Below are 22946 nucleotides of genomic sequence, written 5' to 3'. Positions count from 1 at the left end.
CTGTCAGGGCTGCGGCGCGCTGTCGATCTCGGGTAGCAGCGCCGCCAGATCCACCACCGCGGCCAGGGCGCGATTGCCCGCGTCGCCCGGATGCAGATGGTCACCGGAGTCGTAGTCGGGCGCGAGCCGTGTCGGTTGCTGGGGATCGCGCAACGCGGCGTCGGCATCCAGCAGCGCATCGAAGGCGCCGCCCGTGCGGATCCAGGCATTGAGGCGCTGGCGCAGTTCCTCCTTGGCCGGCTGGTAGTAGTCGGCCAGGGGCGTATCCGGTAGCGCGCCGGCGAAAGGCGTCAGGGTGGCACCCATGACTCGGAGCCCCCGGGCGTGGGCGCGCTGGATCAGCTGTCGGTAGCCGGCGATGAGTTCCTCCAGGGTCGGCCGCGAAGCCGTACGGGCGAAGGCGGTCCCCGGCCAGGCGATGTCGTTGATGCCCAGCAAAACGATGACGCTGGCCACCCCGGGCTGTGCCAGGACGTCACGCTCCAGTCGGTCCAATGCCTTGACCCCCATGCCGTCGCTCAGCAGCCGCGCCCCGGAGATACCGGCGTTGACCACTGCCACGCCTTGGGGGGCCAGGCGTTCGGCGAGGACGTCCGGCCAGCGCTGGTCCCGATCCAGGCTGGCCGTCGCGCCATCGGTAATGGAGTCGCCGATGACCACGACGCTGCGCCCAGGCGCGGCCGTCTCTACCTGGATACCCGCCAGCAGCGGTCGCGCGGTGGTCGCGAGGGTCTTGCCACTCTCCAGGTGAAAAGTGCGGGTTCGATCACCCGGCACGATCCAGCCGGTCTGCCGGCCATCCCAGTGGAAGGTGGTCATGGGTGTGGGCCGTGGCAGGTAGAAGCTGACGACGACCTGGGCCAAAGCCGCGACCGATAGGGCGACGGGATCGCTGAGCAATTCGCCGCCCGCGGGAATGATCGAGGTGGGCTGGCCGCTGAAGGTCACCGCCTTGAGGCTGTCCGCCGCGACACTGCCCGCCGTCGCGGCCGGCAGCGCCAGGGTCACCGGCCCGAGGGTAACGGCCTGCCGGCCATAGGCATTAGAAAACAGCACCCGCACCCGTTCGCCGCCAAGGCTCAGCCGCGCGACCTGGCGTACCGTCTGGTCGTGCAGGACGGGCGGCAACTGCGTGGGAAAGAGGAAATCCTCCGTCCAGACCGGCTGGGGACTGGCCTGCCAAGTCGCCACCCAGTGGGTAGGACGCACGGCTTCGCCAGCCCCGACAGCCTCGCCGGCCAACAGACCCAACACCAGGGTGCACAGCAGCGAACCGGCTTTCGCCAGGCTCGGGGAAACAGGAGGAACGGCCATCGTCAGGCTCCAGGGCGGGAAAACCCTATCCTGCCGTTGGCCACCAAAGACGAATAGACTGCCTCCTGGAATAGCATTGATGAACCAGATTCACAGGAGCACGGGGATGAGTGTCAATCGCTTCGGCGAACTGGAGGTCTTCGTGCGGGTGGTCGAAGCGGGCGGTTTTTCCAGCGCCGCTAGACTCAGCGGCCTGACACCTTCGGCCGTCAGCAAACTGGTTACCCGGCTCGAACAGCGCCTGGGCATCCGTCTGCTCAATCGCTCCACGCGACAACTGCAACTCACCGCCGAGGGCTGCGCCTTCTACGAGCGCGGCGTGCGGCTGCTCGCCGATCTGGAAGACGCCGAGCGCTGTGGCAGCGCCGGCAGCGCGCCGCGCGGACGGCTGCGGATCAACGCCAACGTGCCCTTCGGCCACCACGTGCTATTGCCGCTGCTGCCCGAGTTTCTCGACCGCTACCCCGAGGTGACGCTGGACCTGGTACTCACCGACGAGGTGGTCGACCTGCTGGAACACCGCACCGACGTCGCCATCCGCGCCGGGCGGCTGAAGGATTCCCAACTGGTCGCGCGCCGGCTAGGGACGACCCCCATGCTGATCGTTGGCGCACCCCGCTATCTGGCACGGCATGGGCTGCCGACCACGCCCGATGACTTGCTCAGGCACAACCGGCTGGGTGCGAACTACGCACGGGCACAACCGGGCTGGCCGTTGCGCCAGGGAGGTGAGCTCCTGACCCTACCGCTCACGGGCAACGTTCAGGCCAGCGATGGCGAGGCGCTGCGACACCTGGCGCTGGCCGGGGTCGGTCTGGCGCGCCTGGCGGCCTTCCAGGTCACCGAGGATCTCGCCGCGGGTCGCCTGCAAGTGGTGCTGCAGGACTGCAACCCCGGCGACCGCGAGGAGATCCACGCCGTCTACCTGGGCCAGGGCGGCGTCATGCCCCAACGGATACGGGTGTTTCTCGATTTCCTCGTCGAGCGGGTGGTGCTGGCCGAGCCCAGCTAGCTCACCTTGCGGCCCGTACGGGTAGCCAAAAGCACACCACCGATGGCGATAACCATGGCGACCCAAGCCAGCGGTGGCAGGGTTTCGCCCAGCAGCAGCCAGGCGCTCAGGGCGGCGCCCGGTGGGACGCAGAAGAACAGCGCGCTGACCCGCGCCGCCTCGCCGGCGCGGATCATCCATACCAGCAGGCTGATGGCCAGCAGCGAATTGGCCAGGACTAGGTAAGCCAGGGCGCCGATGAAGGCCGGCGCCCACTGCACCGGACTGTGCTCGAACAGCAGCGCCACCGGCGCGCAGCAGACCAGGCCGACGCTGTATTGCACCAGGTTGTTGGTCACCGGGTGCTGGGCCACGCCCAGGCGTTTTTCGTAGAGCACCGCGCTGGTCATGCCCAGCAGTGCGCCCACGGCCAGAAAGATGCCAGGGACGGATTCCACGGCGACACTGGCCCGCGCCAGGATCACGCCGATGGCACCGAGCAGACCCAGCGCCAGCCCCAGCCACTGCAGCGGCGCTACCCGCTCACCTACCAGCAGCGGTGCGCCCAGGGCCACCAGGATCGGCTGCAGCGAGGCGACCATGGCCACCACATTGGCCGAGGCGCCCAGCACCAAAGCGCCATAGCTCATGCCGAAATAGACACCCTGGATGAGAAAACCCACCACGGCGAGATTCGCCCATTCCCGTCGCGTGCGCGGCAGCGGCGGCCTCAGGATCAGGAAGGCCACCAACAGCACGCTGAACGCCAATGCATAACGCATTGCCAGCAGGGTGAAGGGCGGCGCATAGGCCAGGCCCACCTTGGACACGGCGAAGCCGGCGGACCAGAGGGCCAGGAACACCAGGGGGATGAGACGCAGCAGCCAGGGATTCAGCGGGGTGGACGACATCGGACTCTCGAAGCCAGGCGAATCAGCGGGACGCCACTCGCGAGCGGGAAGGATAGCTGACGATCAGCAGACCGCTGAGCACCAACGCCGCGCCGGCGAGAAACCCGGGGCCTGGCGTTTCATTCAGCAACCAGACCCCCATCAGCACACCGAACAGTGGCGTCAGCAGGGTCAGCACGCCCAGGGGCGCGGCGCGATAGCGACTGAGCAACACGAACCAGCCCAGCAGGCTGATGCCGGCGACGATGAACACCTGGAAGGCCAGACTCGACCAGGCCAGGGAATCCAAGCCGGCCAGATCCAGCCGCTTGCCGAGCGGCACGGCCAGCGCCAGCAGCACCACCCCGGTCACCCCGAGTTGATAGAAGAGGGTGCGCAGCGGCGGCGCCTCGGCCAGGGCGCTGCGGCGGATCAGTACCGTGGTGGCGCCCCAGGCGGCGCCGCCGGCCAGGCCGATCAGATCGCCCTGCCAACTGGTGCCGCCGCTCGGCTTGCCGATCAGGAAGGCGCAAACCACGCCACTGGCCGCCAGCACCATGCCCAGCCACTGCCGCCCCGACAGCCGCTCGCCAGGCACCAGCCAGTGCAGGCCGCAGGCGGCGAACAGCGGCGCCGTGTAGATGAATACCACCATGTGCGCGGCGCTGGTGTATTTCAGGCCCACCGCCATGCAAAGGAATTCCAGGGCGAACAGGGACCCGGCGAGCAGCCCGGGAATCAGCGTCTGATCGCGACCCAGGCAGCGGATACCGCGCCAGCGCGCCAGGCCATAGAGCAGTCCGGCCGCCAGCAGCGAGCGCCAACCGATCTGCAGCAGCGGGTCCACCTGCTCGGCGATGGCCTTGATCGCCGTCTGCTGCAGGCCCCATACCAGGCAGAGCGCCAGCATGACCAACACCGCCGTGGCATCCAGCTCCTTGCGCATGATCGTCTTTCCACAAAAAAGAGAGGCTGCATGGTGACGGTGGCTGAATAGGTCGGACAAACGATGTTTAATGGGCGTCAGGCTCAGGAAAACTAAGGCTCCGAGTGACGACCACTCTCCCCCTCAACGCTTTGCGCGCCTTCGCCGCGGCCGCGCGACACCAGCACTTCGCCAAGGCTGCGGACGAACTGCACGTCACCGCTGGGGCCATCAGCCGGCAGATCCGCCTGCTGGAGGAGGAACTGGGGCAGCCGCTGTTCGAGCGACTGCCCCAGGGCGTCCGCCTCACCGTGCAGGGTCGCGCCCTGGCCGCCGAGATCGCGCCCCACCTCGACGGCCTGACTCGCGCCGTGGCCCGGGCGCGGGTCAAGAGCAGCGTGCTCACCGTCAGCGCGCCGCCCACCTTCGGCCAGGAATGGTTGCTGCCGCGGCTGGAGGACTTCCAACGGCAGCATCCGGATATCGAGGTCTTCCTCGATGCCTCCTCCGCCATCGTGCCGCTGGGCACCGAGGGTGGCGCCCAGGCGGCGATTCGCTATGGCCGCGGCGACTGGCAGGACGGTGAGACCCGCCTGCTGCTGCGCGAATGGATCTTCCCGGTGTGCAGCCCGGCGCTGATCCCGACGCCCCTCGCCGAACCCAGCGCCTTGCTGGACTATCCCCTGCTGCACGCCGAATGGCCCGGCGGTTGGCGCGCCGGCCGCCCGAGCAGCCGTTTCAACGCCTGGCAGGACTGGTTCGCCAGCCAGGACGTCAGCCTCGCCGAAAACCTGCGCGGACCGCGTTATTCCCTCAGCGGCATGGCGCTGCAACAGGCGGCGGCAGGTAAGGGCGTCGCCCTGGGCGGCTGCGTGCTGGCTCAGCGCCTGCTGGCCAGTGGCGCCCTGGTCCGACCGCTGCCGGATCAATTCAATCAGCTCTCGCCCCAGGCCTACTCCCTGGTGTTGCCCAAGGGTCCGGTGGAAGCACCGGTTCAACGCTGGATCGCCTGGCTGCTGGAGCAGGTACGCAGCTTCCGCGATACCCACGATCAGCGACAGCAGACCGATGGTGCCTGGTGAGAACCTGGCAATTGGGTCAGTCTAGGCGGACTGCCCTCAAGCCAGCCTTCCCCGCATGATCGTCGCTCGCCACCTCTCCCTGCTGCTCGCCCTGCTGCTCGCGACCTCGGTGCACGCCGCGGAAATGCAGCCGGTCGACTGTGATCGCCAGGGCGATGAGCGCCAACTGGCCGCCTGCGCCGCGCAGGATCTGGCCGTCGCCGAAGCCCGGCTGGCTGACGTCTACGGCCGTCGGCTGGCCGCCCTCACCCCTGCGCAACGGCCTGCCTTCGAACGCCTGCAGCAGCTCTGGCAGGACGACCGCGCGCCCCGCTGCGCCAGCGCCACCCGCGGCTTCAGCGGCGCCATGCAGCAGTTGCAGTACCTGAGCTGTCTGAAATCCATGACCCTGCTGCGCCTGGACGACCTGCAGCGCCAGGTGCCACGCCACGACTGACCCTTCGTCGTCACCGCTGCCGTCCTGCGCCCCAACTCACTATCATGGCGCCCCGCTGTTGGAGTTCACGATGTACGAGCCTTACCTGCCCCTGGCGGTCCTGGTCGGACTGCTGCTGTTGGGGGCATCCTGGTGGTGGCAGCGCCGCCGCCAAGCCGCCTTTCCCTATCGCCAGGTCGAAGCCCTCTTCACCCCCGCCGAACAAGCCTTTCTCGCCGTGCTCGACGAAGCCGTGGGCGACGACTACCGGGTGTTCGGCAAGGTACGCATCGCCGATGTGGTCCAGACCCTGCCCTTGCGCGACCGCCGCCGCTACCTGGTCGCACAGAATCGCATCAACGCCAAGCACTTCGACTTCGCCATCTGCCGCCGCGACGACCTCGCGGTGCACGCCGTGGTGGAACTCAACGATCGTTCGCACCTGCAACGCCACCGTCAGCAACGGGATCGCTTCGTCCGCGCAGTGTGCGAGGCGGCTCAGTTGCGCCTGGTGGAGATCCCGGCCGCGGCGCGCTATTCCGCCGCTGCCGTGCGCGACGCCGTGTTCGGCGGGCGCCGCCCGCGCCATCGCGCGGTCGAGCCGAGCCAGGCGCTGGCTCCGCAATGCCCGGACTGCCAGGCCCCCATGGTGCGTCGCCGCGCCCGCAGCGGTCGCCACCAGGGCCGGGAATTCTGGGCCTGCTCGGACTATCCGGACTGCCGTGCCCTGCTCGACATCGACGACTGACGAAGGGGCCTCGCCCATGCGCTATCCCACTACCCCGGACGGTCGCTACTTCGTGGTCAGGGGGCGGCTCTGGCGCTGTACCGATCCCAGGCTTTCGAGCGAGCGCCGCGAGGCTCTGACGCACGACTTGATGGACGCGCGCCGCCAAGTGGGCGTTGCCAAGCGCCAGGACGACGCAGCCGCCCTGCGCAACGCCCGCGCTGCGGTGGACCAGGCCAAACGTGCTCTGGGCGAACGCGGCCCGGTCTGGTGGACCGACGGTGCTCCCGACTTCAACCGCCACCTGGCGAAGAACACGCCCTATGCCGACTGGTACGAGACACTGGACGCCGATGCTTCCTAACCCCACGGCCGGGGCGTAAGGTGAAGCCAGACTATTGCCTGCGAGACTCCTGCTTGCGTATCCGCCCCGCCTACGTCACCGATCTCGCCGCCATCTGCCGCCTGGCCGAACAACTCGCCGAGCAGCACCATGACCATGCCCCGGAAACCTTCGCCACACCCTCCGGTGGCTGGCGCGACCAGGACTACTGGGCGGCGCAGCTGGAGCCCGAGGACGGCGTGCTCTTCGTCGCCGAGGCGGATGACCAGCTGGTGGGCTTCGTCACCGCTCGGCTGTCCGATACCCGCGCCATCTCCTTCCTGCAGCCGCTGATCCTCTGCCGCATCGGGACCCTTGTGGTGGCCGAGAGCCACCGCCGCCATGGCGTCGGCGCCCGCCTGCTGGCCCAGGTGGAGGCCTGGGCCAAGGACAACGACGCCGACGAGATCCGCCTGGAAGTCATGGAATTCAACCGCGACGCCCAGGCCTTCTATGCCCGACAGGATTTCCACGGGCAATCGCGGATTCTGGCCAAGCCGTTGCGGTAGGGATAGGTTCAAGCAGGATCGCGGCCATGGGCCGCTCCTACAGGCTACCCAGCACTTGTAGGAGCGGCCCATGGCCGCGATGCCGAGATTCGATAGAAACTACCGTATCGGCGGACTGTAATCACCACGACAACTACACACTCTCCCGACTCACCAACTCGAACCCCAGATCCACGCAGCTCGGCTGGCTGCGGCCATCGAGCAGGCCCAGCAACAGCGTCGCCGCCTGGCGGCCGACCGCCGCGCGTGGCGTCTGGATGGACGACAGCCGCGGCACCGTGTGCGCCGAGCCGGGCAGGTCGTTGAAGCCGATCACCGAGATTTGTCCGGGAATGGCGATGCCCAGGCGCTGCGCCTCGAACAGCGCGCCCTGGGCCAGGTCGTCGTTGCAGAAGAATAGGCCGTCGACATCCGGGCGCCGAGCCAGCAGGGTGCGAAACTGCTCCGCGCCCAGGCCGACGGACGAAGGCTGGGGGTCCAGGACGTCCAAGCCTGGGTCGTAGCAACCGGCCTCGCGCAGCACCTGGCGAAAGCCCTCGCCCCGCGCCAGCGCCCGGGGGTCAAGTTGGGCAGCGACATAGCCCAGACGCCGGCGCCCCGCGGCCAGCAGATGGCGTGCAGCTGCCGCACCCGCTTCTCGCTGCGAGAAGCCCACGCTAGGCACCCCGGCGTCTGGATCGAGTTCCATCATGTGCACCCGCGGTACCCGGCTGGCGGCCAGCAGCTGCCGCGCTGTCTCGGTACGGTCGAAACCGGTCAGCAACAGACCCCGGGGCTGATAAGCCAGGTAGTTGCGGATCAGCTTCTCCTCCTCCTCGGGATCGTAGTGGTAGTTGCCGATCAGCACCTCGAGCCCACGCGGTCGCAGCACCTCGTGGATGGCTTCCAGCGGTTCGATGAACAGATGGTTGGAGAGCGAGGGCACCAGCACCACCACCGAATGGCCCTGGGCCGAGGCCAGGGCACGGGCGGCAGGATTGGTGACGTAGCCAAGCCGCGTAGCAGCCTCTTGCACCCGGGTCACCAGCTCGGGCGCCACGGTGGCGACGCCGCGCAGCGCGCGAGACGCAGTGATAGGAGAAACACCGGCTTCAAGGGCCACCTCGGTGAGGGTGGGCCGACCGGAACTACGAGAACCCGTTCGCTTCATTGTTGTGGTTTCAGGCTTGTCAGAGACGGAGAACGCGCCTAAGGTAGCGCTGTCTCACCAGACACTACAAGCCTGGCGTGCGCCTCTAGCGCCCGTTGGCATTCGGCTAACAAGATCGACAAGAACTGGAAGCCGCTACCTTTTTTACCTTTTCGGGGTAGCGCTGTCTCCAGACCGGAGGTGACGATGAACACTCCCATTCCCGCACTGGTGGTCATGGGCGTCGCAGGCTGTGGCAAGAGCAGCGTCGGCGCCGCCATTGCCCTGCAGGACGGTGGCCGCCTGATCGAAGGCGACGCCTTCCACCCCCCAGCCAACATCGCCAAGATGAGCGCTGGCATCCCCCTCGATGATGAGGATCGCGCCGGCTGGCTGACCCGTCTGGGTGAAGAGCTGGCCGCCGCCGTGGCCGCGGGCGAACGCCCGGTGCTCACCTGCTCCGCACTCAAGCGCCGCTATCGCGACCAACTGCGCCAGGCCGTGCCGGGCCTGGGCTTCGTCTTCCTCGAACTGACCCGCGAGACCGCCGCCCAACGCGTCGCCAATCGTCCGGGGCACTTCATGCCCGCCAGTCTGATCGACAGCCAGTTCGCCGCCCTCGAAGCACCCCACGGTGAACCGGCTACGCTGATAGTGGATGCCCGTGACCCACTGTCCGCCATCAGTACCCAGGTCACGGCCTGGTGGAACACCTCGACGCGCCTGGCTCAGCCGGCCTGACGAGACAGCGCTACCCAAGCACTTCCTCTAGCTCGCCCACAACAACAATAGGAGAGGCGCCATGTTCGGCATGGACCACAACAGTTTCCTTCTGCTCGACGCCGCGGTCACCATCATCGGCCTGGTGCTCTTGATCACCAAGTTCAAGGTCCATCCCTTCATCGCCCTGACCATCGCCTCGGGCTTTCTCGGCCTGACCTCCGGCATGCCGGTGGAAAAGGTCATGAAATCCTTCCAGGACGGCTTCGGTGGCGTGCTCGGCTTCGTTGGCATCCTGCTCGGCCTGGGCACCATGCTCGGCAAGCTGATGGCCGACTCCGGCGGCGCCGACCAGATCGCCCAGACGCTGATCCGCGCCTTCGGCATCAAGCGCGTGCACTGGGCGATGATGTTCGCCGCCTTCCTGGTGGGCATCCCGCTGTTCTTCGAGATCGGCTTCGTGCTGCTGGCGCCCCTGGTGTTCATCGTCGCCCGCCGCACCGGGCTGTCGCTGGTCAAGCTGGGCATCCCGCTGCTGGCCGGCCTGTCCGCCGTGCACGGTCTGGTGCCGCCGCACCCGGGTCCGCTGCTGGCGGTCGGGGTATTCGGCGCCGACATCGGCAAGACCATCTTCTACGGCCTGATCGTCGGCCTGCCCACCGCCATGATCGCCGGCCCCATCTTCGGCGCCTGGATTTCCAAGCGCATCCCCGGTTCGGCCAATCCCGAGCTGGTCGCCCAGATCGCCCAGGAAACCGACAACCGCAATCTGCCGGGCTTCGGCATCACCGTCTTCACCGTGCTGCTGCCGGTGATCCTGATGCTGCTCAAGGCCTTCGCCGACATCTTCTTCGCCGCCGACAACCATTTCCGCATCTGGATGGACTTCATCGGCCATCCCATCACCGCCCTGCTCGCCGCCCTGCTGCTGAGCTTCTACAGTTTCGGCACCGCCTGCGGCTTCTCCCGCGAGAAGATCGTCAAGCTGCTCGACCAGAGCCTGGCGCCGGTGGCGGCCATCGTGCTGATCGTCGGCGCCGGTGGTGGCTTCAAGCAGATGCTGGTGGCCAGTGGCGTCGGCGAGGTGATCGGCAACCTGGCGGTGCAGACGCAGATCTCACCGATCCTGCTGACCTGGCTGGTGGCGGCGGTGATCCGCGTCGCCACCGGCTCCGCCACCGTGGCGACCATCACCGGCGCCGGCATCGTCGCCCCCGTGGTGGCGCTGGTGCCCGGCGTGAACAAGGAACTGCTGGTATTGGCCGCCGGTGCCGGGTCGGTGATCCTCTCCCACGTCAACGACGCCGGCTTCTGGCTGGTGAAGCAATACTTCAACATGACCGTGGCCGAGACCTTCAAGACCTGGTCGATGATGGAGACCATCCTCTCGGTGGTGGCCCTGGCCTTCATCATGCTGCTGTCGCTGTTCGTCTGATCGGCTAGGCCGGGATAGCTCCCGGCCGTCCCGCCTCCACCACGAAACTCGCCCGGGTGCCGCGCTCGGCATCCGGGCGGGCGCGGTCGCTGATGGTGCGCAGGTCCACCTGCAGGCGCTCCCGCGTCAACTCCAGGGCCAGGTAGCCGCGCTGCCGGCTGTCGAAGAAGCGTACCTGGGGATTCTCCGGCAACAGCGCCTGGAAGCGGGCGTACTCGGGGCCGTCCGAGGTGATGGAGGTGCCGACGAATTCGCTCGCCACCACTGGGCTGGCTTCGCTCTCCGGCTCCCGGTGCAGATCCGTCACCCAGAAGGAATGGATGTCCCCGCCCAGGGTCACCGGATTGGCCAGGCGGCTGTCGGCCATGGCCGCCAGCAGGCGCTCGCGGGTCGCCGGATAGCCGTCCCAGCCATCGGTCCAGCGCGCCGGTTCGCCATTGGGCAGGCGTTGCCGCAGTGGCGCCAGCAAGAGGTCCTGGGCGATCAGATTCCACTGGGTGCTGTTGTGACGAAAGCCATCCATCAGCCAACTTTCCTGCGCCTGGCCGAGCATGCTGCGCCCGGCGTCGCGCAGGCCCGGGCAATCCGGGGCGACCAGATGGCCGCCGCGGGTCTGGGGCGTCGTGCAGGCCGGTTCGCTGCGGTACTGGCGGCCGTCGAGCAGGTGGATCTCGGCCAGATCGCCGAAGCGCCAGCGGTCGTAGAGACGCGTCTGCACGGCCTGAGTACGCCAGGCCCGCAGCGGTGCGTGCTCGCGAAAGGCCTGGTAGGCCGCCTGACGCCGCCGGGCGAAGGCCGCGGGACTGACAGTGGGATCGGCCGACCAGGCCGCGGAATAGTCGTTCTGCACCTCGTGGTCATCCCAGGTCAGCAGGCTGGTGACGTTGGCGTGCAGGTATTGCAGATCGGGATCGGTGCGATACAGGGCATAGCGCCGTCGGTAGCCAGCCAGGTCCTGGGCTTCCGGTAGGCCGTGTCGGCGCACCGCCGGCAGCCGCAGCGGTACGTTGTACTCATAGATATAGTCGCCGAGGAACAGCGCCAGGTCCGGTTGCTCGTCGGCCATGTGCCGATAGGCACTGAAGAAGCCCTTCTCGTAGTGCGAGCAGGATGCGGCCACCAGCTTCAGGCGTTGCGGCGCACTGGCGGGCAGCGGCAGGGTGGTGGCCCGCCCGATCCGGCTCTGGTGGCCCAGAGCGGTGAAGCGGTACCAATAGGGACGCCCCGGCGCCAGTCCGCTGAGGGTGACCGGCAGGCTGAAGGCCGCTTGCGGGTGCGCCGTCGCCGTCCCCCGCTGCACCACCTGGCGCAGGCCCGGGTCCAGCGCCACTTCCCAGCGTGACTCGACCGGGCTGCGCAGCCCACCCAGGCCGTCCGCGGCCAGGGGATCGGGTGCCAGACGGGTCCAGATGACGAAGCCGTCAGGGGTTGGATCGCCACTGGCGACGCCCAGGGTGAAGGGATCGGGCTGCGACTCACGAGCGCTGCAACCAGCGAACCAGGAAGCGCTCAGGCCTAAGCCGAGCAGACCGAGCGCTTGACGTCTTGAGGTGTTCATTCGAGCCTCCGCGAACAGGAGGCCCAGGGTGGACCCGTCGAATGACAAGCCGATGTCGTTTGCCTTAAGCCAGCGGCAGTTCTTCCAGAACCATTATCTGCGGCGGCTCGGCGAGCAAGCCATCCAGGTCGCCCAGCAACTGCTTGAAGTGCGCGGTCTGCTCGTGCTCGGCGAGGGCTTCGCGGCTGGCCCAACGCTCGATGAAGACATAACGACCTTCATGACTCGGATCGCGATGCGGGGTGTAGAAATGGCAAGCCGCTTCGGCGCGCGAGGGAGCGACGATGGCGCGCAAGGCGCGCTCGACCGCTTCGCCCTGGCCGGGCTGGGCCTGCAGGATGGCGACTACGCGAATCTCGGTGGTCATGCTGGAACTCCGGATGGGCGTTTCAGCATGACGCGTTAGCCATATGATTGCCAGGGGCCGACGTCGCATCGGCCTCCGGCCGGCCTTCAGGGCTTGGCCTTGACGATCTTGTCGATCACCGCATTACTGCGCTTGATCAGGACATAGTCCGAGCCGATCTTCACCCACTGGCTATCTTCACCGGGTTGTTCGAGGCCGTGCTTCTTCCAGTCCTTGATCACGTAGTCGTCGCGGATGTACTTGCGCGGCGCACGGCCACCCTCTTCTAACTCGAAGGTAGGATGGTCGGGATCATGGGTCACCGCCTCGCCCCCCTGGTTGCCTTCCTTCTTGTTCACCTTGTTCTGGTATTGCGGGCTGGTCGGCTCCGCGGCTTCCTTGTTGGCATCGGGCTTGACCGGCGTAGTCGACTCGGCCGCTTGCGCCTGCAGGGCGCCGCCCAGCACGACGGTACCCAGCACCAGGGAGAGCAGCGATTGTTTGATCATGGGGTGTTTCTCCTCTGCGTTCGAGGTTTTGACCCCACGGTCAGGGGAAAAGCTCCACAGCTACATACGGCCGCTGCGCCTAGCTCGGCGAAGACTCTTCCGCGGTCTTCACCAAGGTCAGCACCGGCGGCAGTTGCCGCGAGCGTCTGGTGGAAAAGGCATCCAGGGAGCAGCTCAGCCGAAAGGCCTGCTGGGTGAGCCGCGAGGTTTCCTGACGCAGGGTCAGAAAGTTGAGGAAATAGCGCTGGTGTTGTCGCTTGGCCTGGCTGCCGCGTTCGAGCAGGCGCTTGGCCTCTGCCATCACCAAGATGTGGCGATCTATCACGTCCTTCATGCACCGGCTTCCTCGTAGCGATAACGACTATCGAACCTTCCTGTCTCGACTCTAGCAGCTGGGCCAAGCGAGCGATGACAAATCAGCAGACTTTTACTGAGGCTGGCGTGTGCCGTCACGGCTCAGGCAGAGTAGCCCACCATTCCGACCAGAAAACAGACTCATGGAACGCTGGAAGATTCTCGCCTGCCTGGTGAGCTTCACCTTCTTCATGGAGAACCTCGACGCCACGGTCATCGCCACGGCCCTGCCGCAGATGGCCCTGGCCTTCGGTCGTGATCCCGTGGACCTCAACCTGGGCATCAGCGCCTATCTGCTGGCCATCGCCGTGGGTATCCCCGTGAGCGGCTGGATCGCCGAGCGCTTCGGGCCGCGACCGGTCTTTAGCCTGGCTATTGGTCTCTTCACCCTGGCCTCCCTGCTCTGCGGGATGGCACAGTCCCTGGAGCAGTTCATCGCCGCGCGCATTCTCCAGGGCATCGGTGGTGCCCTCATGGTGCCCGTGGGGCGCCTGGTGGTGCTGCAGGTGACCCAGAAGCACGAACTGGTGCGGGCCATCGCCCTCATCACCTGGCCCGGTCTGGTGGCGCCCGTGCTCGGCCCGCCCCTGGGCGGTCTGATCACCACCTACGCCGACTGGCGCTGGATCTTCTATCTCAACCTGCCACTGGGCGCGATCGCCCTGGTGCTGGCCTGGCGCCTGGTCCCGGCCGACATCCCCACCCGGCGGCATCCCTTGGACTGGCGCGGCTTCCTGTTGCTCGGCGGCGCCTGCGTTGCCTTCATGTGGGGCGTGGAGCGCCTCGGCCAGAATCAGGGCAGTCTGGGCAGCAACCTGGCCTGGATGGGGATCGGACTGCTTCTCGGCACCAAGGCGGTGCGTCATATGGCCCGTATCGAGCGCCCGCTGATCGATTTTGGAACACTGCGTATTCCCACCTACCGGGCCTCCATCCTTGGCGGCGGCCTGTTCCGCATCACCATCGCCACCGCGCCCTTCCTGCTGCCCTTGATGTTCCAGCTTTCGTTCGGCCTGGATGCCTTCCAGGCCGGCCTGCTGCTGCTGGCGCTGTTCGCCGGCAACCTCGCGGCCAAGCCCTTCACCACCGCCGCCATGCGCCGTTTCGGCCTGCGTCGCATCCTCACGGTGAACGGCCTGCTCAGCGCGCTCAGCCTGCTGGCCTGTGGTCTGCTCACCCCGGCTTGGCCACTGCCGCTCGTCATGCTCCTGCTGTTCGCCAGCGGCGTGTTCCGTTCGCTACAATTCACCGCCAGCAACGCCCTCGCCTTCGCCGATATTCCCAAGCCGCAGCTCAGCCACGCCTCCACCCTGTTCAGCACCAATTTCCAGCTCGCCATGGGCCTCGGGGTAGCCATCGCCGCCCTGCTGTTGCGCGCCTCGATGGAGTGGCATGGCCACCTCGATCCGCAGCTGACGGACTTTCGGCTAGCCTTTTGCATAGTGGCCGTGCTCGGCATCCTGAGCACCCTGGATGCCTTCCGCCTGGCCCGTAATGCAGGCGATTCGGTCAGCGGCCACACCCCAAAAAGTTGACCGACCAGTCAGTGCTCGATTTGATGCCGATTTGGGGGTAAACCTTAGCGTCTTACCCGTGTTAACCGACCTGTTATGATGCGCGCCGTTTTTTCCGATCAGACCGGCGCGCACGAGGCATCCCATGCTGGAAAGACTCTTCCAACTCAAGGCTCACAACACCTCCGTCCGCACCGAGCTGCTGGCCGGGGTCACCACCTTTCTGGCCATGGCCTACATCCTGTTCGTCAACCCAAGCATCCTCGGCGCGACCGGCATGGACAAGGGCGCGATCTTTGTCGCCACCTGCCTGGCCGCGGCCATCGGCTCGGCGCTCATGGGGCTCATCGCCAACTACCCCATCGCCCTCGCGCCGGGCATGGGCCTCAACGCCTTCTTCACCTACACCGTGGTGCTGCACCTGGGGCATACCTGGCAGGTCGCCCTGGGTGCGGTATTCCTCTCGGCGCTGATGTTCTTCCTGCTGTCGATCTTTCGCATCCGTGAATGGATCATCAACAGCATCCCGCTGCCGCTGCGCTCGGGTATCGCCGCCGGCATCGGCCTGTTCCTGGCACTGATCGCCCTGCAGACCGCCGGCATCGTGGTCGGCAATCCGGCCACCCTGGTCGGCCTGGGCGACCTGTCCAAACCCGGTCCGCTGCTGGCCATCCTCGGCTTCTTCTTGATCGTCGTGCTGGAGGCCCGCAAGGTCACCGGGGCGGTACTGATCGGCATCCTGGCGGTCACCGTCATCGCCATCGCCCTCGGCGTCAGCGCCTTCGGTGGCCTGGTGTCCATGCCGCCGTCGCTGGCCCCGACCTTCCTGCAGCTGGACATCAAGGGCGCCCTGGATGTCGGTCTGATCAGCGTCATCTTCGCCTTCCTGTTCGTCGACCTGTTCGACAACTCCGGCACCCTGATCGGCGTAGCCAAGCGCGCCGGCCTGATGGGCAAGGACGGCCACCTGCCGAAGATGGGCCGCGCCCTGATCGCCGACAGCACCGCCGCCATGTTCGGCTCGCTGCTGGGTACCTCCACCACCACCAGCTACATCGAATCCGCGGCGGGCGTCTCCGCCGGTGGCCGGACCGGCCTCACCGCCGTGGTGGTCGCCGTACTGTTCCTGCTGGCGCTGTTCTTCGCCCCCCTGGCCGGTAGCGTGCCGGCCTTCGCCACCGCCCCGGCGCTGTTCTTCATCGCCGTGCTGATGACCTCGGGCCTGGCCGAAATCGAGTGGGACGATCTGACCACCGCCGCCCCGGTACTGGTCACCGCCCTGGCCATGCCGCTGACCTACTCCATCGCCAACGGCATCGCCTTCGGCTTCATCACCTGGACCGTCATCAAGCTGCTCTCCGGCCGCACCCGCGAGCTGAATTCGGCGCTGATCGTCCTGTCGATCCTGTTCGTCATCAAGCTGGGCTGGTTCAACGCCTGACCCCTCCCCTCGGGGCTCCGGCCCCGAGTTCTTCCCCGGCTAGGTATTGGCCCGACGTTCGTCGCACATCGGCCGCGCGCTGTGGAAAAAGGCGCGGATCGCCAGCCCGGTCCGGGCGTTCCCCACGCACTGCTCATCCAGCCGCGGTAAACTCGCCCGCGCACCGGTCCTCTCGGCTCTTTTTGCGGGGCCGCCCTGGCCTTGTCTCTGGTGCGCGAGACATCGAAAAGCCTCTTACCCCCTGCTCGGATCTACCCATGTCCCAACCCTCCTTCGTTCCCGCCGACTACCAGGCGCAACTCGACGCCAAGGCCGACCGCCTGCGCGACCTGCTGGCACCCTTCCAGGCGCCCGAGCCGGAAGTCTTCGCCTCGCCGCTGCAGCATTACCGGCTGCGCGCCGAATTCCGCCTGTGGCGGGAAAACGAGGAACGTCACTACGCCATGTTCGCCCCGGGCGACAAGCACACGCCGATCCTCATCGAAGACTTCCCCATCGCCAGCCAGCGCATCAACGACCTGATGCCGCGCCTCAAGGCCGGCTGGCAGGGCGACGTGGCGCTGTCGTTCAAGCTGTTCCAAGTGGAATTCCTCACCACCCTGAGTGGTGATGCGCTGATCACCCTGGCCTACCACCGGCCGCTGGACGCTATCTGGCAACTAGCGGCGGAACGGCTTGCTCAGGCGCTAGGAGTCAGCATCATCGGCCGCTCCCGCGGCCAGCGCCTGGTGATCGGCCGCGACCATGTGATCGAGGAACTGGAGGTCGCTGGGCAGACCTATGGCTATCTGCAACCGGAAGGCGGCTTCACCCAGCCCAATGGCACGGTCAACCAGAAGATGCTGACCTGGGCCCACACCGCCCTGGGCGAGCGTGAAGACGATCTGCTGGAACTCTATTGCGGCAACGGCAACTTCACCCTGCCGCTGGCCAGCCGGGTGCGCCAGGTGCTGGCCACCGAGGTGAGCAAGACCTCGGTCAATGCCGCCCTGCACAACCTGGCCAGCAATGGGGTGAACAACGTCAGCCTGGTGCGGCTCTCCGCCGAGGAACTGACCCAGGCGCTCAACGAGGTCCGCCCCTTCCGCCGCCTGGCCGGTGTGGACCTGAAGAGCTATAACTTCGGTACCGTCTTCGTCGACCCGCCCCGCGCCGGCATGGACCCGGACACCTGCGAGCTGACCCGTCGCTTCGAGCGCATCCTCTATATCTCCTGCAACCCGGAGACCCTGGCCGAGAACATCGCCCAGTTGCACGATACCCACCGCATCACCCGCACTGCCCTGTTCGACCAGTTCCCCTGGACCCACCACATGGAAAGCGGCGTATTGCTGGAGCGGCGCTGAGGCTTGGGCCGTAGAAGCAACCGTCTTTATCGCGGCCATGGCGGTCCGCCGATGCGGCCGCTCCTACAAAAGCATCACCCTCTGTAGGAGCGGCCCATGGCCGCGATTGGTGTCCACCAGCAGCGGCCACATCAACGGGCCGCAAGGGTCGCTACCAACCTACGGCGGCCATCCACGTGGAAATGGCTGCGCCGTTTTCCACCCTACGCCTGAAGCCAAGCTGAGCGTCTCCCCCTGTGCCACCGGGAGAGGACTGGGGTGAAGGCAGCGGCGACCATAGCCCTCGCGTGGAAAAGGCTGCGCCGTTTTCCACCCTACGCCCCAAGCTAAGCTGAGCACCCCCTCTCCCGCCGGGAGAGGGCCGGGGTGAGGGCCGCCCTACTCGTGAAACTCCGCCACCGTCTCGCGCCGTCCATAGAGGAAGGCGTCGGCCACGTGCCGTAGCGGCGCGACGTCCACGTCGGAACGGTTCGCGGCCACCAGCTCGGCGAAGCGGGCATAGAGACCGGCGTATTCCCGGTCCGGGCCCTGGTGGGTCAGTTGGCCATCGAGATACAGCTCACTGCCGCCCTTGCTCAGGGTCAGGCGTCCGGCATCGGTGTCGACGTGGATGTCCCAGGTCTGGGGCCCGGTCTGCAGGAAGTCGAAGTCGGCGGCGATGGGCACGCCAGCGCTGTCGACGAAGGCCAGTTGCGCCGCCACCGGGGTCTGGCAGTTGCCCGGCACCTGCAGACTCGCCTCCTTGAGGAAGAACGGCCGCGGCAGGATGGCAGTCGCGATGGACAGCGCATTGATGCCCGGATCGAAGACGCCCATGCCGCCCGGCTCCCAGATCCAGGCCTGGCCGGGGTGCCAGACACGCACGTCTTCCTTCCACTCGATCCGCACCGCTTGGATGCGTTTGCCTTCCAGCCACTCGCGCGCCGGCTGCACGCCCTGGGCATGGCGCGAATGCCAGGTGGCGAACAGCGACAGCCCCGCCGCCTCGGCCTGGCGGGCCAGGGCCTCCACCTCGCTCAGGGTCGCGCCCGGCGGTTTCTCCAACATCACATGCTTACCGGCGGCCAGGGCCTCATGCGCCTGCTCGTAGCGCACCGCCGCGGGAGCGCAAAGGGACACGGCATCGATGGCCGGACCCTCTGCGAGCAGGGCGCTCAGGCTGGGATAATGGGCGATGCCGTCGAGCTGGGCGTTGCGGCTGGCCACGGCGACCAGCTCGTACTCGGAATTGCTCTGGAGCGCCGGCAGATGCTGGTCACGGGCGATCTTGCCCAAACCGACGATGGCTATTCTTATCATGATCGTCCTCGGTAGACGGTAGGAGTCCGCCGCCTAGGATCGGGCAATCATCACACCAAAGCAACAGATTCACGGTCGGGCTGCCGGCTCTCGCGCAACTCCAGCCAACTGCGCAGATTGGCGCCCTCGCGCCCCTTGCGCCACATCAGCCAGGTGGTGGTACTGGTGAAGCGCGCCTGGATATCGTGCCGGCGCACCCGCTCGCGGCCCGGCAGGCTGTCGAGCATGGACTCCGGCATCAACGCCACCCCACCGGTGATCACGCAGGCCAGCATGCTGTGGTAGGACTCGATCTCCATCACCGGCCCGCTGGGTACCCCAGCCGCGGCGAACCAGCTGTCGAGATAGCGGCGATAGGAACAGCCGGCGCGAAAGCCGAATACCGGCCGCCCGGCTACGTCGGCCGGGGTATGGACCGCGGGATGATCCAGTCCGGTGATGAGCACCAGTCGCTCCTCGAACCAGGGCTGGCCATCCAGCCCGGCATCCGGCACCGGGCCGTCCACCAGGGCGGCGTCCAGGCGCCCTGCCAGCAGGCCTTCCATCAACTCGCCGCTGGGTCCGCTGTGCACCTGCAGATTCACCTTGGGATGCCGCTGGTGATAGCGCGCCAGCAGCCCCGGCAGATGGATGGCGGCCGTGCTGAACATGGAGCCGAGCACGAAGGTACCCGCCGGCTCGCCATCCTGCACCGCACTGCGCGCCTCGTCAGCCAGGGCGAACAGTCGGTGCGCGTAGTCCAACAGGCGGTGGCCCGCGGCCGTCAGGTGCAGCCGCTGGCGCTCGCGCAGGAACAGCGCCACACCCAGTTTGTCTTCCAGCTGGCGCAGGCGCGTGGAGAGATTGGACGGCACCCGATTGAGCCGCTCGGCGGCCTTGACCAAAGACCCTTCTTCGGCCACCGCCTGGAAGATGCGTAGTTCGGCGAACTCCATCGATCACCACCTTTCTCTTTTGATGAATATCTATTTCTCTATTATTCGTTTTTATTGATCAACTTCAAGGCCTAGGCTGTACTCATCCGCTCGCTACTGGAGTCTTGCGATGACCGCCACTACCCGTCTCCTGGCCTGTCTGCTGGCCCTGGCCACCGCCATGGGCATCGGCCGCTTCGCCCTCACCCCGGCGCTGCCCCACTTGATCGCCGAAGGCCAGATCGACCTGACCGGTGCCAGTCTGCTGGCCGCGGCCAACTATCTGGGCTATCTGCTCGGCGCCCTGGATGCCCTCTTCGCCCGCCGCACCCATGCCCGCCTGGTCGGCGGCCTCTGGCTCTGCGCCGGCCTCACCCTGGCCTCGCTGCTGGCCGATGGCCTGGCGGCCCAGGCGCTGCTGCGCTTCGGCACCGGCCTGGCCAGTGCCTGGGTACTGGTGATGGTGACCGGCCTGAGCCAGCCGCTGGCCGCTGAGGCCGGTCGGCCACGCCTGGGCGCCCTGATCTTCACCGGGCCCGGCGTCGGTATCCTCATCAGTGGCCTCATGGCCCTGGTCAGCAATCTTCTGGGCGGCGGCTCCAGTCAGTTGTGGCTGAGCTACGGCCTGCTCGCCAGCGTCGCCACCCTGGCACTGCTGCCCCTGCTACCCCGCCGCGGTCCGGCCGCCCCGCTGCCCACCAGCGCCGCGCCTGCCACCTCTTCCCCGGCGTTCAACCGCCTGATCCTGGCCTATGGCCTGGTCGGGGTCGGCTACATCCTGCCGGCTACCTTTCTCTCGCAGATGGCCGCCAGCCGCTTCCATGGCCAGTGGCAGGCCGATCTCTTCTGGCCAGGCTACGGTCTGGCTGCGGCCCTCGGCGTGGTGCTGGTGAGCCTGAGACGTCCGGGCACCGATACCCGTCGCTGGTTGATCGCCACCCTCTGGCTGCAGGCCACCGGGGTGCTGCTCTGCCTGCTGCCGGGTAGCCTGGCGCTGTTCCTCGGCGTACTGCTCTGCGGGGGTCCCTTCCTCGCCTGCATGCAGCTGGTGATGCAGCACGGTCGCGAGCTGGCTCCCACCACCCCGCAGCGCAATGCCGGGGTGCTCACCGCCAGCTTCGCCACCGGTCAGTTGCTCGGTCCACTGCTCGGCGCGGCCAGCAGCCACTTCGCCGGCAACCTGCAACCGGCGCTGATCGTCGCGGCCTTCGGCCTGCTGCTCGCCGGCGTCCAGTTGCTGCGGCCCAAGGCGACGCTCCAGCGCTGCGCCGCCTGAATCGTTTCCGCTGTGACCATTCGTCACAGTTGCGGAACCTGGTCGCGCCTTGTTTTGAAATGTTTCGTCATTCCTGAGTACAGTTGCGGCTGCGCCTCATGAGGAGGCGCTTCAGGCGCTCGCCACCCACCCTTACAAGGAATACAAGACTCATGATGAAGGCCTCCGACCTGGTCGTTCGCTGCCTGGAAAACGAGGGTGTGGAATACATCTTCGGCATCCCCGGCGAAGAGAACCTGGACCTGCTGGAATCCCTGCGCCGCTCCTCGCAGATCAAGCTGATCCTGACTCGCCACGAGCAGTCCGCCGGCTTCATGGCCGCCACCTACGGCCGTTTCACCGGCAAGACCGGCGTCTGCCTCTCCACCCTCGGCCCTGGCGCGACCAACCTGGTCACCGCCGGCGCCTACGCCTACCTAGGCGGCATGCCCATGCTGATGCTGACCGGCCAGAAGCCGATCAAGAAATCCAAGCAGGGCCGTTTCCAGATTCTCGACGTGTGCCGCATGATGGCGCCCCTCACCAAGTACACCCATCAGTTCGCCTCCGCCGACAACATCCCGTCGCGCATCCGCGAGGCCTTCCGCCTCGCCGAGGAAGAAAAGCCCGGCTCCGTACACCTGGAACTGCCGGAAGACATCGCCGACGAGCACACCGAGAGCCTGCCGGTGCCGCCGAGCCTGAGCCGCCGCCCGGTGGCCGAAGCCAAGGCCATCGCCGCTGCCGTCTCCAAGCTGGAAAACGCCCGCAGCCCGGTACTGGTCTTGGGCGCCGGCACCAACCGCAAGATGACTGCCCGCGTCCTGCGCCAGCTGATCGAGAAGACCGGCATCCCCTTCGTCACCACCCAGCTCGGCAAGGGCGTGGTCGACGAGCGTCATCCGCGCTTCCTCGGCAACGCCGCCCTCTCCGCCGGTGACTTCGTGCACCGTGCCCTGGAGTCCGCCGACCTCATCGTCAACATCGGCCACGATGTGATCGAGAAGCCGCCGTTCTTCATGACCCGCGGCGGTACCGAAGTCATCCACATCAACTTCCGCTCCGCCGAAGTCGATCCGGTGTACTTCCCGCAGGTCGAGGTGGTCGGCGACATCGCCAACGCCATCTGGGAGATCAAGGAGCGCATTGAGGTCCAGCCGACCTGGGACTTCGATCGCCTGCTGCACATCCGTGAAGCCAACGAGGCCCATGTGGCCGAAGGCGCTACCGATGATCGCTTCCCGGTCTATCCCCAGCGCCTGGTGGCCGACCTGCGCAACGTGCTGCCCTCCGACGGCATCGTCGCCCTGGACAACGGCATCTACAAGATCTGGTTCGCCCGTAACTACAAGGCCTATATGCCCAACACGGTGCTGCTGGACAACGCCCTGGCCACCATGGGCGCCGGCCTACCCTCGGCCATGGCCGCGCGCCTGGTCCATCCCAACACCCCCATCGTGGCGGTGTGCGGCGACGGCGGCTTCATGATGAACAGCCAGGAGCTGGAAACCGCGGTGCGCCTGAAGATGAACCTGGTGGTCATCATCCTGCGCGACGACGGCTACGGCATGATCCGCTGGAAGCAGGCGCAGATGGGCTTCGAGGACTTCGGCCTGGACTACGGCAACCCGGACTTCGTCCGCTACGCCGAAAGCTACGGCGCCCAGGGCCACCGCGTGGAGAGCGCCGCCGCCTTCGCCCCGCTGGTGCAGCACTGCCTGGACACCCCCGGCGTCCACGTCATCGACTGCCCGGTGGACTACTCCGAGAACGACCGCATCCTGCACCAGGAGATCAAGGAGCGCAGCGCGGCGGTTTGACTGGGTAGGTTAGGTAGATAAAGGAACGCCCCGGCCGTGAGGTCGGGGCGTTTTTCATTGCCAGCGTGTTG

General features: G+C 66.9%; 23 protein-coding genes. 13 read left to right on the top strand and 10 right to left on the bottom strand.

Annotated elements, in window-relative coordinates; genetic code table 11:
* Nucleotides 1-3 precede the first annotated feature (3 nt).
* Complete coding sequence (locus tag QZ471_RS11475; RefSeq protein WP_295463761.1) at nucleotides 4-1314, bottom strand: SGNH/GDSL hydrolase family protein; 1311 nt, start codon at nucleotides 1312-1314, stop codon at nucleotides 4-6.
* A 106-nt stretch (nucleotides 1315-1420) separates the two neighbouring features.
* On the opposite strand from QZ471_RS11475, the gene QZ471_RS11470 reads away from it, so the two are divergent.
* Complete coding sequence (locus tag QZ471_RS11470; protein WP_295463759.1) at nucleotides 1421-2326, top strand: LysR family transcriptional regulator; 906 nt, start codon at nucleotides 1421-1423, stop codon at nucleotides 2324-2326.
* Here the strand turns inward: QZ471_RS11470 and QZ471_RS11465 are convergent.
* On the bottom strand, nucleotides 2323-3216 hold the full coding sequence (locus tag QZ471_RS11465) for a DMT family transporter (RefSeq protein ID WP_295463757.1): 894 nt from the start codon (nucleotides 3214-3216) through the stop codon (nucleotides 2323-2325). The two genes, QZ471_RS11470 and QZ471_RS11465, sit on opposite strands and share 4 nt — an antisense overlap.
* 22 nt (nucleotides 3217-3238) lie before the next feature.
* The gene (locus QZ471_RS11460; RefSeq protein ID WP_295463755.1) at nucleotides 3239-4141 is read right to left on the bottom strand and encodes a DMT family transporter; all 903 of its coding nucleotides are present in this window, start codon (nucleotides 4139-4141) and stop codon (nucleotides 3239-3241) included.
* A 104-nt stretch (nucleotides 4142-4245) separates the two neighbouring features.
* On the opposite strand from QZ471_RS11460, the gene QZ471_RS11455 reads away from it, so the two are divergent.
* The 5 genes from QZ471_RS11455 (at nucleotide 4246) to QZ471_RS11435 (ending at nucleotide 7235) form a co-directional block, all read left to right on the top strand.
* The gene (locus QZ471_RS11455; RefSeq protein ID WP_295463753.1) at nucleotides 4246-5202 is read left to right on the top strand and encodes a LysR substrate-binding domain-containing protein; all 957 of its coding nucleotides are present in this window, start codon (nucleotides 4246-4248) and stop codon (nucleotides 5200-5202) included.
* A gap of 55 nt (nucleotides 5203-5257) precedes the next feature.
* Entirely contained in the window at nucleotides 5258-5638 is a 381-nt protein-coding gene (locus tag QZ471_RS11450; RefSeq protein ID WP_295463751.1) for a lysozyme inhibitor LprI family protein, read from the top strand.
* A gap of 70 nt (nucleotides 5639-5708) precedes the next feature.
* Nucleotides 5709-6365, top strand: a complete 657-nt coding sequence (locus QZ471_RS11445) for a DUF2726 domain-containing protein (protein ID WP_295463749.1) — start codon at nucleotides 5709-5711, stop codon at nucleotides 6363-6365.
* Between the two features lie 16 nt (nucleotides 6366-6381).
* Entirely contained in the window at nucleotides 6382-6708 is a 327-nt protein-coding gene (locus tag QZ471_RS11440) for a hypothetical protein (RefSeq protein ID WP_295463747.1), read from the top strand.
* Between the two features lie 53 nt (nucleotides 6709-6761).
* On the top strand, nucleotides 6762-7235 hold the full coding sequence (locus QZ471_RS11435) for a GNAT family N-acetyltransferase (protein WP_295463745.1): 474 nt from the start codon (nucleotides 6762-6764) through the stop codon (nucleotides 7233-7235).
* 133 nt (nucleotides 7236-7368) lie between these two features.
* Here QZ471_RS11435 and QZ471_RS11430 read toward each other — a convergent pair whose 3' ends face one another.
* Entirely contained in the window at nucleotides 7369-8385 is a 1017-nt protein-coding gene (locus QZ471_RS11430; protein WP_295463743.1) for a LacI family DNA-binding transcriptional regulator, read from the bottom strand.
* A gap of 186 nt (nucleotides 8386-8571) precedes the next feature.
* Here QZ471_RS11430 and QZ471_RS11425 point away from each other — a divergent pair, with 186 nt between their 5' ends.
* Both QZ471_RS11425 and QZ471_RS11420 read left to right on the top strand, forming a co-directional pair.
* Nucleotides 8572-9105: a gluconokinase gene (locus QZ471_RS11425; protein WP_295463742.1), complete on the top strand. Its 534-nt coding sequence runs from the start codon at nucleotides 8572-8574 to the stop codon at nucleotides 9103-9105.
* Between the two features lie 61 nt (nucleotides 9106-9166).
* Nucleotides 9167-10519: a GntP family permease gene (locus QZ471_RS11420; protein WP_295463740.1), complete on the top strand. Its 1353-nt coding sequence runs from the start codon at nucleotides 9167-9169 to the stop codon at nucleotides 10517-10519.
* A 4-nt stretch (nucleotides 10520-10523) separates the two neighbouring features.
* On the opposite strand, the gene QZ471_RS11415 is transcribed toward QZ471_RS11420, so the two are convergent.
* From QZ471_RS11415 to QZ471_RS11400, 4 genes are all read right to left on the bottom strand, one after another.
* Nucleotides 10524-12077 carry an alkaline phosphatase D family protein gene (locus tag QZ471_RS11415; protein ID WP_295463738.1) on the bottom strand — a complete coding sequence of 518 codons (1554 nt, stop codon included), beginning with the start codon at nucleotides 12075-12077 and terminating at the stop codon, nucleotides 10524-10526.
* A 64-nt stretch (nucleotides 12078-12141) separates the two neighbouring features.
* On the bottom strand, nucleotides 12142-12444 hold the full coding sequence (locus tag QZ471_RS11410) for a putative quinol monooxygenase (RefSeq protein ID WP_295463736.1): 303 nt from the start codon (nucleotides 12442-12444) through the stop codon (nucleotides 12142-12144).
* Nucleotides 12445-12530: 86 nt separating this feature from the next.
* Entirely contained in the window at nucleotides 12531-12932 is a 402-nt protein-coding gene (locus QZ471_RS11405; RefSeq protein ID WP_295463734.1) for an RcnB family protein, read from the bottom strand.
* 79 nt (nucleotides 12933-13011) lie between these two features.
* Nucleotides 13012-13266: a hypothetical protein gene (locus QZ471_RS11400; RefSeq protein ID WP_295463733.1), complete on the bottom strand. Its 255-nt coding sequence runs from the start codon at nucleotides 13264-13266 to the stop codon at nucleotides 13012-13014.
* Nucleotides 13267-13429: 163 nt separating this feature from the next.
* On the opposite strand from QZ471_RS11400, the gene QZ471_RS11395 reads away from it, so the two are divergent.
* The 3 genes from QZ471_RS11395 (at nucleotide 13430) to trmA (ending at nucleotide 17587) form a co-directional block, all read left to right on the top strand.
* On the top strand, nucleotides 13430-14821 hold the full coding sequence (locus QZ471_RS11395; RefSeq protein ID WP_295463731.1) for an MFS transporter: 1392 nt from the start codon (nucleotides 13430-13432) through the stop codon (nucleotides 14819-14821).
* Nucleotides 14822-14945: 124 nt separating this feature from the next.
* Entirely contained in the window at nucleotides 14946-16241 is a 1296-nt protein-coding gene (locus QZ471_RS11390) for an NCS2 family permease (protein WP_295463729.1), read from the top strand.
* 257 nt (nucleotides 16242-16498) lie between these two features.
* Nucleotides 16499-17587 carry a tRNA (uridine(54)-C5)-methyltransferase TrmA gene (gene trmA, locus QZ471_RS11385; protein ID WP_295463727.1) on the top strand — a complete coding sequence of 363 codons (1089 nt, stop codon included), beginning with the start codon at nucleotides 16499-16501 and terminating at the stop codon, nucleotides 17585-17587.
* 378 nt (nucleotides 17588-17965) lie between these two features.
* Here the strand turns inward: trmA and QZ471_RS11380 are convergent, their stop codons facing one another.
* Both QZ471_RS11380 and QZ471_RS11375 read right to left on the bottom strand, forming a co-directional pair.
* Nucleotides 17966-18886: a Gfo/Idh/MocA family oxidoreductase gene (locus tag QZ471_RS11380; RefSeq protein WP_295463725.1), complete on the bottom strand. Its 921-nt coding sequence runs from the start codon at nucleotides 18884-18886 to the stop codon at nucleotides 17966-17968.
* A gap of 50 nt (nucleotides 18887-18936) precedes the next feature.
* A complete protein-coding gene (locus QZ471_RS11375; RefSeq protein WP_295463724.1) occupies nucleotides 18937-19821 on the bottom strand; it encodes a LysR family transcriptional regulator in 885 nt (294 codons plus the stop codon).
* Between the two features lie 109 nt (nucleotides 19822-19930).
* Here QZ471_RS11375 and QZ471_RS11370 point away from each other — a divergent pair, with 109 nt between their 5' ends.
* Both QZ471_RS11370 and QZ471_RS11365 read left to right on the top strand, forming a co-directional pair.
* Nucleotides 19931-21076, top strand: coding sequence for a YbfB/YjiJ family MFS transporter (locus tag QZ471_RS11370; protein WP_295463722.1), 1146 nt, complete (start codon nucleotides 19931-19933; stop codon nucleotides 21074-21076).
* Between the two features lie 152 nt (nucleotides 21077-21228).
* Nucleotides 21229-22875 carry an acetolactate synthase large subunit gene (locus QZ471_RS11365; RefSeq protein WP_295463721.1) on the top strand — a complete coding sequence of 549 codons (1647 nt, stop codon included), beginning with the start codon at nucleotides 21229-21231 and terminating at the stop codon, nucleotides 22873-22875.
* Nucleotides 22876-22946: the final 71 nt, after the last annotated feature.

This window comes from uncultured Pseudomonas sp. (assembly GCF_913774235.1).
In the GTDB taxonomy this organism is placed as follows: Bacteria; Pseudomonadota; Gammaproteobacteria; order Pseudomonadales; family Pseudomonadaceae; genus Chryseomonas.
This window is presented reverse-complemented; position numbering and strand designations above follow the sequence as displayed.

What these genes read in the sequence shown, in the direction of transcription:
- QZ471_RS11400 (WP_295463733.1), bottom strand. Translation starts at nt 13,266, where the DNA reads ATGAAGGACGTGATAGATCGCCACATCTTGGTGATGGCAGAGGCCAAG.
- QZ471_RS11440 (WP_295463747.1), top strand. Translation starts at nt 6,382, where the DNA reads ATGCGCTATCCCACTACCCCGGACGGTCGCTACTTCGTGGTCAGGGGG.
- QZ471_RS11445 (WP_295463749.1), top strand. Translation starts at nt 5,709, where the DNA reads ATGTACGAGCCTTACCTGCCCCTGGCGGTCCTGGTCGGACTGCTGCTG.
- QZ471_RS11430 (WP_295463743.1), bottom strand. Translation starts at nt 8,385, where the DNA reads ATGAAGCGAACGGGTTCTCGTAGTTCCGGTCGGCCCACCCTCACCGAG.
- QZ471_RS11390 (WP_295463729.1), top strand. Translation starts at nt 14,946, where the DNA reads ATGCTGGAAAGACTCTTCCAACTCAAGGCTCACAACACCTCCGTCCGC.
- trmA (WP_295463727.1), top strand. Translation starts at nt 16,499, where the DNA reads ATGTCCCAACCCTCCTTCGTTCCCGCCGACTACCAGGCGCAACTCGAC.
- QZ471_RS11425 (WP_295463742.1), top strand. Translation starts at nt 8,572, where the DNA reads ATGAACACTCCCATTCCCGCACTGGTGGTCATGGGCGTCGCAGGCTGT.
- QZ471_RS11465 (WP_295463757.1), bottom strand. Translation starts at nt 3,216, where the DNA reads ATGTCGTCCACCCCGCTGAATCCCTGGCTGCTGCGTCTCATCCCCCTG.
- QZ471_RS11365 (WP_295463721.1), top strand. Translation starts at nt 21,229, where the DNA reads ATGATGAAGGCCTCCGACCTGGTCGTTCGCTGCCTGGAAAACGAGGGT.
- QZ471_RS11450 (WP_295463751.1), top strand. Translation starts at nt 5,258, where the DNA reads ATGATCGTCGCTCGCCACCTCTCCCTGCTGCTCGCCCTGCTGCTCGCG.
- QZ471_RS11460 (WP_295463755.1), bottom strand. Translation starts at nt 4,141, where the DNA reads ATGCGCAAGGAGCTGGATGCCACGGCGGTGTTGGTCATGCTGGCGCTC.
- QZ471_RS11470 (WP_295463759.1), top strand. Translation starts at nt 1,421, where the DNA reads ATGAGTGTCAATCGCTTCGGCGAACTGGAGGTCTTCGTGCGGGTGGTC.
- QZ471_RS11420 (WP_295463740.1), top strand. Translation starts at nt 9,167, where the DNA reads ATGTTCGGCATGGACCACAACAGTTTCCTTCTGCTCGACGCCGCGGTC.
- QZ471_RS11410 (WP_295463736.1), bottom strand. Translation starts at nt 12,444, where the DNA reads ATGACCACCGAGATTCGCGTAGTCGCCATCCTGCAGGCCCAGCCCGGC.
- QZ471_RS11375 (WP_295463724.1), bottom strand. Translation starts at nt 19,821, where the DNA reads ATGGAGTTCGCCGAACTACGCATCTTCCAGGCGGTGGCCGAAGAAGGG.
- QZ471_RS11415 (WP_295463738.1), bottom strand. Translation starts at nt 12,077, where the DNA reads ATGAACACCTCAAGACGTCAAGCGCTCGGTCTGCTCGGCTTAGGCCTG.
- QZ471_RS11405 (WP_295463734.1), bottom strand. Translation starts at nt 12,932, where the DNA reads ATGATCAAACAATCGCTGCTCTCCCTGGTGCTGGGTACCGTCGTGCTG.
- QZ471_RS11370 (WP_295463722.1), top strand. Translation starts at nt 19,931, where the DNA reads ATGACCGCCACTACCCGTCTCCTGGCCTGTCTGCTGGCCCTGGCCACC.
- QZ471_RS11475 (WP_295463761.1), bottom strand. Translation starts at nt 1,314, where the DNA reads ATGGCCGTTCCTCCTGTTTCCCCGAGCCTGGCGAAAGCCGGTTCGCTG.
- QZ471_RS11395 (WP_295463731.1), top strand. Translation starts at nt 13,430, where the DNA reads ATGGAACGCTGGAAGATTCTCGCCTGCCTGGTGAGCTTCACCTTCTTC.
- QZ471_RS11380 (WP_295463725.1), bottom strand. Translation starts at nt 18,886, where the DNA reads ATGATAAGAATAGCCATCGTCGGTTTGGGCAAGATCGCCCGTGACCAG.